Source organism: Pseudomonas sp. GL_091 (assembly GCF_057837725.1).
In genome coordinates, this window is record NZ_CM174451.1 from 5929812 (window position 1) to 5942153 (window position 12342).

Here is a 12342-nt window from a genome sequence, read left to right on the forward strand (position 1 = left end):
TTTAGACAACTGCGCTAAAAAAGCCCTGTTCCTGCCGGCACGAACAATGACCGAGATCCTGCTTACGCTTATCAGCACCGCCCTGATCAACAACCTCGTGTTGCACTGGCCGTTGGCCGTCGATCCGCTGTTGGCCGGTCAGCGCCGTCAGGTCCATGCCTTGGGCATTGCGACGACCTGCCTGATGCTGGTCGTGGGCATGCTTGGCTACGCGCTCTACCAATGGCTGCTGGTGCCACTGCAATTGACAGCGCTGCGTCTGTTTGTGTTTCTGCCATTGAGCGTGCTGCTGATCAGCCCATTGCTGAAGTTGTTGGCTCGGGTGTTTTCGACACTGCCGTTCGAAGGCCTGTGGCCGTTGCTGCTGGGTAATGCCGGCGTGCTCGGCGTGGCCTTGCTCAATGCTCAGGAAGACAAGGGCTTCTTTCACTCTACAGCCTTGAGCCTCGGTGCAGGGCTGGGCTTCTGGCTGGTGTTGAGCCTGTTCACTGATTTACGTGAACGCACGGCCGACAACGATGTTCCCCTGCCCTTTCGCGGCTTGCCGATCGACCTGATTGGTGCCGGCCTGATCGCAGTGGCCTTTCTCGGATTCAGCGGACTGATCAAAACATGAGTCTGATTCAACTCATCGACGCACTCTTACCGCAAACCCAATGCGGCAAGTGCGGCCACCCCGGGTGCAAGCCGTACGCCGAAGGCATCGCCAATGGCGAGCCGATCAACAAGTGTCCGCCAGGCGGCAACGAAACCATTAATGCCCTGGCCGAACTGCTGAAGTTGCCGGTGCTGGAGCTGGACATCACTCGCGGCTCGGCACCTGCGCAGATCGCCTATATCCGCGAGGCCGAGTGCATTGGTTGCACCAAGTGCATTCAGGCCTGCCCGGTCGATGCCATCGTTGGCGCGGCCAAACTGATGCATACAGTGATCATCGATGAGTGCACCGGTTGCGACCTCTGCGTGGCACCATGCCCGGTGGACTGCATCGAAATGCGCCCACTGCCGCCGAACACGGTACTGCCCGTTGTCGGGGGCCTGGCCCTCACACCACAGGCGCGGCAAGCCCGCACCCTCAAGCGCGATCACGCACGGCGCCGCTTCGAACAGCGCAATGCCCGCTTGCAGCGTGAGGAGCAACAGAAAATTGCCGAGCGACAGGCAAGGCAGCGAGCCGCGAAACCTGCCGAGACGACAGCCGACCCTGTGCAGGCGGCCCTCGAGCGCGTCCGCGCACAGAAAACCGCCAATGCCGATGCCGCGCTGAAAAAGGCCAAGATCGATGTGGCGATGAGTCGGGCGCAGTTGCACAAATCGCTGAAGGCCTTTGGGCATCCGCCGACCTTCGAGCAGCAATCGCAGTTGATCGTCCTGCAACAACAGTTCGAAGCCGCCGAACAAAGCCTGGCGCAACTGGAAAGCGCCACCCCACCCGCTCCAGCGCAGAAAGTCGCAATTGCTGCGCCGTCAAATGATGCCGATCTGAAACGGGCCAAGATCCAAGTGGCCATGCGCCGCGCCGAACTCAAGAAGGCTCAGGCCAACGAAGCACCGGCGGAGCAAATCGAAGCCCTGGAGCGCGCACTCGGTGAAGCCGAACGCCTGGTGGACGCCCATGCCAACCCCTGACGCAGTTGATGATCGCCTGCAACAGGCGATGAAACTGGTGCTGTTGGCCACGCTGCCGGGAATGCTGGCGGCGTTCTGGCTGTATGGCTGGGGCGTGTTGATCAATCTGGTTCTGGCGGCCGCTGCCGCGTTGGCCGTCGAGGCCGCCGTCGTGCATTTGCGCAAGCGACCGCCGGGGCCAACCTTGAGTGACTGCAGCGCGTTGGTCAGTGCCGCGTTGCTCGCTCTGGCGCTCCCGCCTTACTGCCCATGGTGGCTGACCCTCAGTGCTGCCGCTTTTGCGATGGTGTTTGGCAAGCACTTGTATGGCGGTGTCGGCTCGAACCCCTTCAATCCGGCGATGCTCGGTTTTGCTCTGGTGCTGGTGACCTTTCCCCAACCAATGACCCATTGGCCATCCTCCCATGGCATGGATCTACTGGGTGGCTTGCAGCAAGTGTTCGGTGTCGGCCATGCGCCGGATGCATGGGTACAGGCCACGGCACTGGACAGTCTGCGGATCAACAAAAGCCTGACCATGGATGAACTGTTTGCCGGCAACCCCGCATTCGGCCACTTTGGCGGCCGAGGGGTGGAATGGCTGAACCTGGCCTTTGTGGCGGGTGGAATGTTTCTCCTGCAACGAAGGGTGATCAGCTGGCATGCACCGGTCGGCATGCTGGCCAGTCTGTTCATCATCAGCCTGCTGTGCTGGAACGGTTCGGGCTCCGACTCCCATGGCTCACCGCTGTTTCATCTGCTGACCGGCGCGACCATGCTGGGGGCATTCTTCATCATCACCGAACCGGTGTCCGGCGCCAGAAGCCCTGGCGCGCGGCTGCTGTTCGGCGCTGGCGTCGGGCTCCTGACTTATCTGATTCGTACCTGGGGTGGCTATCCGGACGGCATCGCCTTCGCCGTGCTGTTGATGAACCTGTGCGTACCAGCGCTGGAGCGGTTCGTGGCGGCCAGGCAACAGCCGGAGGCGCCATGAGCCGGACATCAAGCATCGCGCTTCTGGTGCTTTTGGCCGTGATCGGCCTTGGCATAACGTACTTCGTGCAGCTCGGCAGCTCGCCACGCATTGCAGCCGAACAGCGCCTGATCGACAGCCGTAATCTGCTGGACCTGATCGCGCCGGACAGCTACGACAATCAACCACTCGAACACCCCATAAAGATTGAAGCAACCGCACTGGCCAACAGCACCTTGCTGGGTGGTTATCTGGTGACCCGGGCCGATCAACCCGTCGCGGTGTTGCTGCGCAGTCAAACCCTTGGCTACGCCGGTACCATCGACCTGTTGATCGCTGTCGACGCCAATGGCAGGTTACTGGGCGTCAAAACCCTCAAACAGTCGGAAACACCTGGACTGGGGGCTCCGATCGCCGACTGGCCCAATACCTGGCTCCAGGTTTTTTCCGGCAAGTCTCGAACAGAACCCGTTGACGGCGGCTGGGCGCTGAAAAAGGATCAGGGGCAGTTCGATCAGATCGCAGGCGCAACCATCACCTCAAGAGCGGTGATCAATGCCGTCCACGATGCCTTGCGCTACTTTGATGAACACCGGCAACAACTGCTCGGAATCCCTGCCCATGGATAACTCATCGACTCTGCGCAACGCCTTGATGCTGACGCCGCTGATCGGCGCCACCCACTCGCTGATGGCTGCACTTGGCCTGTGCCTGATGTTCATGGTGGTGACCCAGTTGTTCGGTCTGGCCATGGGCGCCCTGCGAACCCGACTGGTCCCGGCGACCCGTTTGCTGGCCAGCATCCTGTTGGCGGCCACACTCACCAGTTGCGCGGAACTCATGGCACAAGCCTGGTCGCTGCAATGGCAGCAGCATCTGGGGTTTTATGGCGCCCTGATCGCCTTGCTATGCGTCGTACTGGAACACACCGGGTTCTTTCAGAACGGTTGGCGCCAACGCCTGCGACTCAATGGCCTGTTTGCCACGCTGATGATTGCTCTGGGCCTGCTGCGCGAACTCATCGGCAACGGAACACTTGGAAACCATTTATCGTGGCTGTTCGGCGCGACAAAAACTGACTGGCAAGGCTGGGTGCTGGTGGCTGATGGCGGCCTGCACCTGGCCACATTGGTCCCTGGCGGGTTCATTCTGCTCGGACTGCTGATCGCCGCCTGGCAGGCCTGGCGCCCCACGCCCACACATTGATTGCCTTCGAGGAAATGCACTGCCCATGAATGCCGCAAAACGTCTGGAAATTTTCCGCAGACTGCACGAGGACAACCCGGAACCAAAGACCGAGCTGGCCTATTCCTCAGCGTTCGAATTGCTGATTGCCGTGATTCTCTCGGCGCAGTCGACTGATGTCGGCGTCAACAAGGCCACTGCCAAGCTGTTCCCGGTCGCCAATACCCCGGCAGCGATCCATGCCCTGGGAGTCGAGGGACTGTCGGAGTACATCAAGACCATCGGCCTGTACAACAGCAAAGCGAAAAACGTGATCGAAACCTGCCGCTTGCTGGTCGAGCGTCACGCCGGTGAAGTGCCACAAACCCGCGAAGAGCTGGAAGCACTGCCCGGTGTCGGCCGCAAAACCGCCAATGTGGTACTCAACACTGCATTCCGTCAGCTAACCATGGCCGTCGACACGCATATTTTCAGGGTCAGCAACCGGACTGGCATTGCTCCCGGAAAGAATGTGGTGGAAGTCGAGAAAAAACTGATGAAATTCGTGCCCAAGGAATACCTGCTCGACTCCCATCACTGGCTGATCCTTCACGGCCGCTATGTTTGCCTGGCCCGCAAGCCCCGATGCGGGAGCTGCCGGATCGAGGACTTGTGCGAATACAAGCACAAAACCTCCGACGATTGAGGCGCTATTAGGTTTATTGAATTATCGATTGAAAAAATCTTTTTTACCCGCCGGGAGATTGTCGATATAAGGAGCGCCAAAGGCCTTCTTAGCCTGGAGCAACTAAATGAGTACTGGCAAAGAGCAACTGGACGTAGAAGACGACTTCACCACCGCCGAAACCGATGACGCTGAGCCGGTGGTTGAAGTAGCGAAAACTAATCTGAGCAAACGCCGCACCATCGACAACCTGCTGGAGGAGCGCCGACTGCAAAAGCAATTGGCCGATTACGATTTTGACTTATGACACCTCAAAGCCTCCCGAAACGGAGGCTTTTTTCTAAGTGCCATACTCCGGTAGACGCCCCTTGTCGCGCAGTTACGTCATCACACCAGACCATTGCGTTGTGCCAGCTCGATCAGATCGACCAGAGAACGCGCATTCAGCTTGAGCAACAGGCGGGTCTTGTAAGTACTGACTGTTTTATTACTGAGAAACATTCCATCGGCAATCTCTTTATTGGTCTTTCCTCGGGCCAACTGTTGCAAGACCATCATTTCCCGTCCTGACAAGCGATCAACCATATCAGCCTCACTGGCATTTCCCAAACTGCAACGCACGGTATGCAAGGCTTGGTTAGGAAAGTAACTGTAGCCTGACAACACCGCCTTTATTGCACTGAGCAACTCCGTCAGGTCTTGTTGTTTGCAGACATAACCGGCTGCACCGGATTGCATGCAACGCATGGAAAAATGCCCCGGTGCCTGGGAAGTCAAAATCAGCACTTTCATAGGCATTGAGGTCGAAGACAAACGCGCGATGACTTCCAACCCGTCCAGCTTCGGAATCCCGATATCCAGAATGACAATATCCGGCATAAGTTCACGGGCTAGTTGCAGTGCGTCCACACCATTATCGGTTTCTGCAATAACTTCGTAGCCATGACGCTCCATTAGCATACGTACCGCAAGACGAATGACGGGGTGATCATCCACGATCAGCACTTTATTCATGGGCAAGTCCAATTTTCGCTGTTCGAATTTTTAGAGCCCGCACAATAGCCTAGTCGTTTCACCCATGGCATGTCGCCCTTCCCAGCCACCCACACCAAGAGACATCCCCTACAAACAACACGGATTTCTCCTACAAAAATCCCTCGAGCAGAATCAATTGAAAACTGTATCAGCGTCAGTGTGTCGCACTTTCCAGCCGTCACTTCTATCGATTTACGACCAAAATTTTCCGAGAGCCAGCTTGAGCGGTAGCACCCTGAAAAACATAAGCCTCTACCACTCTGTTAAAACCCAACTGATATTTACGCACTAAACATTCACACCAGACATATCACACACCAAGCATCCAATTATTCTTACAGCAAATAATATTTTTTGAGCAATCATTAAAACACCACCACCATTCAAAAAATCGAAGAGCAACACAACAAACAAAAATGCGTATCAAAACCAACAAGCAATAAAATTCACTACAATAATCACCACATAAAACCAACCTCATAAACCATTCGAGAAAAGACAACCCGGCATGAGTACAGAACATGATAAAAAAACGAATCACCAACCCGATGACAATTATCGCGATATTCGCAGCACTCTCTGAAACTTCGGCAGCCGTTTCTCTACCTTTCCTCGACCAAGAGGAAAGAGAACTCTACGTCTGGTTTCTGATCAGCTTTCCGTTTTATTTACTTTTGCTTTTTTTCGCGACACTCAACTTCAACTACAAATCCCTTTATGCGCCCTCCGACTTTGAAAAGGGAAAACACTTCATGAAGGTCATGGATGATGCTGGGCGGCCGGAAAAAAAAGCGTCCGGGAAGTCATCTGGAAATCCCGCTCTGGAAACGTCAATGAATGACCCGCAGTCAACTCGAACGCCCTGCGGCGCACAGGACCCGCCAACCGAGATTGGTCTGCAAACCACTGTCTCTGTTCAGCACCAGCTTCAGTTACCGGAGCTTATAAAAGACCTGTACATCGTTGATGCACGCTGGATGAGCAAGGAGGTCGAGTTTGGAGCGCTGCTGGAAAACCTCCAGAGGCCACGGGAAAAGACGGCGTACGTGACTCTGTTTGTCACTTGTGCCGTTTCGGAGACTTTACTGAAAGCCAGTGCGCTTAAATATTCAAAGCAGACCAGGAAGCGCTGTGCCGCCTTTTATGTTGCCTACAATCTGGACTCGCACAGGTTGTCGGTCATTGATCAGGCCGGGCAACCGGCGAACAACAACGTGTAGTACAGGTCAGACCATCGAGAAGGAGAAAAACAGGAAATCATCAGCGGAAACGAAAACACCCAACAACGTAGTAACTGGCGTCACACCCCGTTTTCAGGTACCTGACCTCGTCGAGGACGAGGTCAGGTATACATCACGATTTCAAAGGGCTCAGAACAGCTTCCGGCCTTTGTTCGCCGCAATGCGCATGCGCAGGGCGTTGAGCTTGATGAAGCCCGCAGCATCCGCCTGGTTGTACGCGCCGCCATCTTCTTCGAAGGTAGCGATGTTGGCGTCGAACAGCGAGTCGTCGGACTTGCGGCCAGTGACGATCACATTGCCCTTGTACAGCTTCAGGCGCACAACGCCGTTCACGTTGACCTGAGACGCATCGATCATCTGTTGCAGCATCAGACGCTCAGGGCTCCACCAGTAGCCGGTGTAGATCAGGCTGGCGTACTTAGGCATCAGCTCGTCTTTGAGGTGAGCCACTTCGCGGTCCAGGGTGATCGATTCGATCGCACGGTGGGCACGCAGCATGATGGTGCCGCCAGGGGTTTCGTAGCAGCCACGGGACTTCATGCCCACGTAGCGGTTCTCGACGATGTCGAGACGGCCGATACCGTGTTCGCCACCGATACGGTTCAGGGTCGCCAGCACAGTGGCCGGAGTCATTTCGACGCCGTCCAACGCGACGATGTCGCCGTTGCGGTAGGTCAGTTCCAGGTACTGCGCCTTGTCTGGAGCGTTTTCCGGGGAAACGGTCCAGCGCCACATGTCTTCTTCGTGCTCGGTCCAGGTGTCTTCCAGCACGCCACCTTCATAGGAGATGTGCAGCAAGTTGGCATCCATGGAGTACGGGGACTTCTTCTTGCCGTGGCGCTCGATCGGGATCGCGTGCTTATCGGCGTAATCCATCAGCTTTTCACGGGACAGCAGGTCCCATTCGCGCCAAGGGGCAATCACTTTCACACCAGGTTTCAAGGCGTACGCGCCCAGTTCGAAACGAACCTGGTCGTTGCCCTTGCCGGTGGCGCCATGGGAAATGGCGTCTGCACCGGTTTCGTTGGCGATTTCGATCAGGCGCTTGGCGATCAGCGGACGAGCGATGGAAGTACCCAGCAGGTACTCGCCCTCGTAAACGGTGTTGGCGCGGAACATCGGGAAAACGAAATCGCGCACGAACTCTTCGCGCAAGTCGTCGATGTAGATCTCTTTGACGCCCATGGCCTGAGCCTTGGCACGTGCAGGTTCGACCTCTTCGCCCTGACCCAGGTCAGCGGTGAAGGTCACCACTTCACAGTTATAAGTATCCTGCAGCCACTTGAGGATCACCGAAGTGTCCAGGCCGCCGGAATACGCCAGAACGACCTTGTTTACGTCCGCCATGCCATCACTCCACGGGGTTCTACGGAAAGCCGTCAAGTCTACCGCTCATGCAGGATAATTTACAGGGGCGCGACAGCTTATGACGACGAAGCGACAGATTCTGTCGAAGGCGCGACGATTACAGCCGGGTCAGGAAGTGGCCGAAGTGGCCGCTTTCGTCGCCTGCGGAGCGACTTGTTCCACAGATGCTCCGCGCTCCAGGCGTACCGCTACCCGACGGTTCTTCGCGCGGTTGGTGTTGCTGGTATTAGGCGCCAACGGATAACGCTCGCCATGGAAACGCATGGTGATTTGCGACTCCTGGATGCCGTTGGCCTTGAAGAACTCCAGCACTGCCAGGGCTCGGCGCCGCGACAGGTCGCGGTTGGTCAGGCGGTTGCCGCTGTTGTCGGAGTGACCGTCGAGCTCGATGTGATTGACCGTCGGATCGGCCTTCATGTACTCCAGCATCACCTGCAGTTTGGCTTTTGCGGCGCTGTCGAGTTCTATTCCGCCGCCGGGGAAGCCGATTTCGGATTGCTTCACCTGTTCGAAATTCTGTGGCAACAGTTTCGCCACACAACCCTGGTAGTCGGCAAACGCCTTGGTGAACCTGACCGGTAGCAAGCGCACTTCCGACACCCGCCCATCCCCCGAGGAATGGCGAACCACCGGACTGCGACCGTCCATCAGTCCGCTGATCAGGCGTCCGGCCTGAACCTGTGAACTGTTGAACAATACGTTGCCGTTGCCGATTCTCACCGTGCCCAGGTTGATATCGTCACGCCCCGGTTGCCACGGTGCCGCAGCCGCCAGCAAGGTCGCCGAACCGCCGCCGATCATCGGATTGTAGGTTTTCAGACGAAAAGTCGCCTGCTCGCCGGCACGACGCACGAACTCGCCCGAACCGAAGTCGGTGATCGGCTGAGTCAGGCGGCATTCGAACTTGTCACCCTCGACCGTCCACTCAATGCTCTCCAGACGGGTCTGGAAAGTGAGCGCCATCACGGGAAGACTGGCAAACACACTGAGCAAGGCTAAAAAACGCTGGCGCACGGGAGGCTCCACTGGCTTCTACAACAAAAAGACCGACACACACATGTTTACGGCATACCTGTTGGATATCGGAAGCTTCCTGCAAAACTTGATAGCGAGTGCCTGCAAGAGTCTTTTCCGGTAGCATTCCCTTGAGTTTGACCCGCCTGGAATCCCCTCATGTCCGACCGCCTGACCCTGCTGCGTCCCGACGACTGGCATATTCATCTTCGCGATGGTGCCGTATTGACCAATACCGTCGCGGATGTCGCGCGCACCTTTGGCCGCGCCATCATCATGCCCAACCTGGTTCCACCGGTGCGCAACGCGACCGAAGCCGACGGCTATCGCCAGCGGATTCTCGCTGCCCGCCCGGCCGGCAGCCTGTTCGAGCCACTGATGGTCCTGTACCTGACCGACCGCACCCAGCCTGAAGAAATTCGCGAGGCCAAAGCCTGCGGATTCATTCACGCCGCCAAGCTGTACCCGGCCGGCGCGACCACCAACTCGGACTCTGGCGTCACCAGCATCGACAAGATTTTCCCTGCACTTGAGGCCATGGCCGAAGTCGGGATGCCGTTGCTGGTTCACGGTGAAGTCACCCGTGGTGATGTCGACGTGTTCGACCGCGAAAAAATCTTCATCGACGAGCACATGCGCCGTGTGGTCGAGCGTTTCCCGACCCTCAAAGTGGTCTTCGAACACATCACCACCACGGACGCCGTGCAGTTCGTCAACTCGGCTTCAGCCAACGTCGGCGCGACCATCACCGCGCACCACCTGCTGTACAACCGCAACCACATGCTGGTGGGCGGGATTCGGCCGCACTTCTATTGCCTGCCGATCCTCAAGCGCAATACCCACCAGGAAGCCCTGCTCGACGCGGCCACCAGCGGCAGCGAGAAGTTCTTCCTCGGCACCGACTCGGCGCCCCACGCCCAGCACGCCAAGGAAGCAGCCTGCGGTTGCGCCGGTTGCTACACCGCTTATGCAGCGATCGAGATGTATGCCGAAGCCTTCGAACAGCGCAACGCGCTGGACAAACTCGAAGCCTTCGCCAGCCTCAACGGCCCCAGGTTCTATGGCCTGCCGGCGAACACCGATCGCATCACCCTGGTCCGTGAAGAGTGGACCGCCCCGACCAGCCTGCCATTTGGCGAGCTGACCGTTATCCCGCTGCGCGCCGGTGAAAAACTGCGCTGGCGCCTGCTGGAGGAACACGCGTGAGTGAAGACCATTTCGACGACGAACTGGAAGGCAACGGCGGCGGAGGCGGCCCTCGTCATCCAATGGCTGCCAGGTTCCGTGGTTACCTGCCAGTTGTCGTCGACGTAGAAACCGGTGGCTTCAATTCGGCCACCGACGCCCTGCTGGAAATCGCCGCGACCACCATCGCCATGGATGAAAAGGGTTTCGTTTATCCGGATCACACCTACTTCTTCCGTGTCGAGCCGTTCGAAGGCGCGAACATCGAAGCGGCTGCCCTGGAATTCACCGGGATCAAGCTCGATCACCCCCTGCGCATGGCCGTGAGTGAAGAGTCTGCCCTGAACGATATCTTCCGCGGCGTGCGCAAGGCCCTCAAGGCCAATGGCTGCAAACGGGCGATCCTGGTCGGGCATAACAGCAGCTTCGACCTGGGCTTTCTCAATGCTGCGGTTGCGCGGCTGGACATGAAGCGCAATCCGTTCCACCCGTTCTCCAGTTTCGATACCGCAACGCTCGCTGGCCTCGCTTACGGTCAAACCGTACTGGCCAAGGCTTGCCAGGCAGCGGACATCGACTTCGATGGTCGCGAGGCTCACTCGGCTCGCTATGACACCGAGAAGACGGCAGAGCTGTTCTGCGGCATCGTCAATCGCTGGAAGCAGATGGGCGGCTGGGAAGACTTCGACGATTGATGTGTTGTAGGAGCGAGCTTGCTCGCGATGGTCGTGAACGATAACGCGGGGAGCTTGACTCTCCGCAGCGCACTCAAGTCCATCGTCGGAACGCCGCCCGGAGCAAGCTCGCTCCTACAGAGAGCAAAAAACGCCCATAAAAAAACCGGCCTCGATGGCCGGTTTTTTTGTACCTGCTTTTTATAGCTGGAGCGTGCGCCTTACAGAGCGGCAGCGTGCTCGGTCAGGTAAGCCGCAACGCCTTCTGGCGAAGCGTTCATGCCTTTGTCGCCTTTCTTCCAGTTGGCAGGGCAGACTTCGCCGTGCGCTTCGTGGAATTGCAGAGCGTCGACCAGACGGATCAGCTCTTCCATGTTACGGCCCAGCGGCAGGTCGTTGATGATCTGCGAGCGGACAACGCCTTTGTCGTCGATCAGGAACGCGCCACGGAAAGCAACGCCGTCAGCGGACTGAACGTCGTAGGCCTTCATGATGTCCTGCTTGATGTCGGCAGCCATGGTGTAGCGAACCTGGCCGATACCGCCATTGTTCACTGGAGTGTTGCGCCATGCGTTGTGGGTGAAGTGCGAGTCGATCGAAACAGCGATCACTTCAACGTTGCGTGCCTTGAACTCAGACATGCGGTTGTCCAGAGCGATCAGCTCGGACGGGCAAACGAAGGTGAAGTCCAGTGGGTAGAAGAACACCAGGCCGTATTTGCCTTTGATCGCCGAGGACAGGGTGAAGCTGTCAACGATCTCGCCATTGCCGAGTACGGCCGGTACGGTGAAGTCAGGGGCTTGCTTGCCTACGAGTACGCTCATTGGATATCTCCTGGTGTAATAGCGTGAGAAACAGGGTTCGCATCAGCCTGCCACCCTGAGGCGACAGCCCTGTGACACGATCCCCGGTCGCAAAAGACCGGCCATCATACACCGCGTGTTTGAGCTGGCTTAGCTGTTTTTTCCCCGTACGATGAAATCCCCGACGGTTTTGTATCACCGATTTGCCAGGCCGACCGTTCGTCAGCCATACCCGCTTATGGCGAAAAGTGCCCTGAAACCACTTTGACAATCATTCTCGTTAACATTAAGATCCATCGCAATTGAGTCACAATCAGCGACGGACCTTCCTTATGTATGTTTGCCTCTGCACTGGCGTCACCGACGGTCAAATCCGCGATGCGATCTATGAAGGATGCTGCAGCTACAAGGAAGTCCGTGTGGCTACCGGCGTTGCCAGTCAATGCGGCAAATGTGCCTGCCTTGCCAAGGAAGTGGTCCGCGAGACTCTGACCAAACTGCAAACGGCCCAGGCTGCAATTCCTTTTCCAGCAGAATTTACAGCAGCTTAAATATCGAATTTCAAAGAACCGGACATATGTCCGGTTTTTTT

The 12342-nt window shown here is 57.3% G+C and carries 15 protein-coding genes; 11 read left to right on the forward strand and 4 right to left on the reverse strand.

From position 1 onward, the window contains the following. Nucleotides 1-46: 46 nt before the first annotated feature. The 7 genes from AC3ITY_RS26930 to AC3ITY_RS26960 all read left to right on the forward strand — a co-directional run bounded on the left by AC3ITY_RS26930 (nt 47) and on the right by AC3ITY_RS26960 (nt 4737). Entirely contained in the window at nt 47-616 is a 570-nt protein-coding gene (locus AC3ITY_RS26930) for an electron transport complex protein RnfA (RefSeq protein WP_489306026.1), read from the forward strand. Further along, the gene (gene rsxB, locus AC3ITY_RS26935; protein WP_489306027.1) at nt 613-1629 is read left to right on the forward strand and encodes an electron transport complex subunit RsxB; all 1017 of its coding nucleotides are present in this window, start codon (nt 613-615) and stop codon (nt 1627-1629) included. The genes AC3ITY_RS26930 and rsxB overlap by 4 nt, the downstream gene beginning before the upstream one ends. Then, complete coding sequence (locus AC3ITY_RS26940) at nt 1616-2602, forward strand: RnfABCDGE type electron transport complex subunit D (RefSeq protein WP_489306028.1); 987 nt, start codon at nt 1616-1618, stop codon at nt 2600-2602. Before rsxB ends, AC3ITY_RS26940 begins: the two co-directional genes overlap by 14 nt. Beyond that, entirely contained in the window at nt 2599-3210 is a 612-nt protein-coding gene (locus AC3ITY_RS26945; protein ID WP_489306029.1) for an RnfABCDGE type electron transport complex subunit G, read from the forward strand. The genes AC3ITY_RS26940 and AC3ITY_RS26945 overlap by 4 nt, the downstream gene beginning before the upstream one ends. Beyond that, complete coding sequence (locus AC3ITY_RS26950; RefSeq protein WP_489306031.1) at nt 3203-3787, forward strand: Rnf-Nqr domain containing protein; 585 nt, start codon at nt 3203-3205, stop codon at nt 3785-3787. Before AC3ITY_RS26945 ends, AC3ITY_RS26950 begins: the two co-directional genes overlap by 8 nt. A gap of 25 nt (nt 3788-3812) precedes the next feature. Beyond that, nucleotides 3813-4451, forward strand: coding sequence for an endonuclease III (gene nth, locus AC3ITY_RS26955; protein WP_007997495.1), 639 nt, complete (start codon nt 3813-3815; stop codon nt 4449-4451). Nucleotides 4452-4557: 106 nt separating this feature from the next. Beyond that, on the forward strand, nt 4558-4737 hold the full coding sequence (locus tag AC3ITY_RS26960; RefSeq protein WP_007972325.1) for a PA3496 family putative envelope integrity protein: 180 nt from the start codon (nt 4558-4560) through the stop codon (nt 4735-4737). An 80-nt stretch (nt 4738-4817) separates the two neighbouring features. On the opposite strand, the gene AC3ITY_RS26965 is transcribed toward AC3ITY_RS26960, so the two are convergent. Further along, on the reverse strand, nt 4818-5444 hold the full coding sequence (locus tag AC3ITY_RS26965; protein ID WP_008053528.1) for a response regulator transcription factor: 627 nt from the start codon (nt 5442-5444) through the stop codon (nt 4818-4820). 542 nt (nt 5445-5986) lie between these two features. Here AC3ITY_RS26965 and AC3ITY_RS26970 point away from each other — a divergent pair. Next, nucleotides 5987-6685, forward strand: coding sequence for a hypothetical protein (locus AC3ITY_RS26970; RefSeq protein WP_489306033.1), 699 nt, complete (start codon nt 5987-5989; stop codon nt 6683-6685). Nucleotides 6686-6835: 150 nt separating this feature from the next. On the opposite strand, the gene AC3ITY_RS26975 is transcribed toward AC3ITY_RS26970, so the two are convergent. Together AC3ITY_RS26975 and AC3ITY_RS26980 are read right to left on the reverse strand one after the other, a co-directional pair. Beyond that, entirely contained in the window at nt 6836-8053 is a 1218-nt protein-coding gene (locus AC3ITY_RS26975) for an argininosuccinate synthase (RefSeq protein WP_046043604.1), read from the reverse strand. A 129-nt stretch (nt 8054-8182) separates the two neighbouring features. Then, a complete protein-coding gene (locus AC3ITY_RS26980) occupies nt 8183-9088 on the reverse strand; it encodes a flagellar protein MotY (RefSeq protein ID WP_489306034.1) in 906 nt (301 codons plus the stop codon). A 159-nt stretch (nt 9089-9247) separates the two neighbouring features. Between AC3ITY_RS26980 and pyrC the strand changes: the two genes are divergently transcribed. Next, the gene (gene pyrC, locus AC3ITY_RS26985) at nt 9248-10294 is read left to right on the forward strand and encodes a dihydroorotase (protein WP_489306036.1); all 1047 of its coding nucleotides are present in this window, start codon (nt 9248-9250) and stop codon (nt 10292-10294) included. Continuing rightward, on the forward strand, nt 10291-10968 hold the full coding sequence (gene rnt, locus AC3ITY_RS26990) for a ribonuclease T (protein ID WP_046043606.1): 678 nt from the start codon (nt 10291-10293) through the stop codon (nt 10966-10968). Before pyrC ends, rnt begins: the two co-directional genes overlap by 4 nt. Before the next feature lie 200 nt (nt 10969-11168). On the opposite strand, the gene AC3ITY_RS26995 is transcribed toward rnt, so the two are convergent. Then, complete coding sequence (locus tag AC3ITY_RS26995) at nt 11169-11771, reverse strand: peroxiredoxin (RefSeq protein ID WP_007985868.1); 603 nt, start codon at nt 11769-11771, stop codon at nt 11169-11171. A gap of 311 nt (nt 11772-12082) precedes the next feature. Between AC3ITY_RS26995 and AC3ITY_RS27000 the strand changes: the two genes are divergently transcribed. Beyond that, a complete protein-coding gene (locus tag AC3ITY_RS27000) occupies nt 12083-12301 on the forward strand; it encodes a bacterioferritin-associated ferredoxin (protein ID WP_008053520.1) in 219 nt (72 codons plus the stop codon). Nucleotides 12302-12342: the final 41 nt, after the last annotated feature.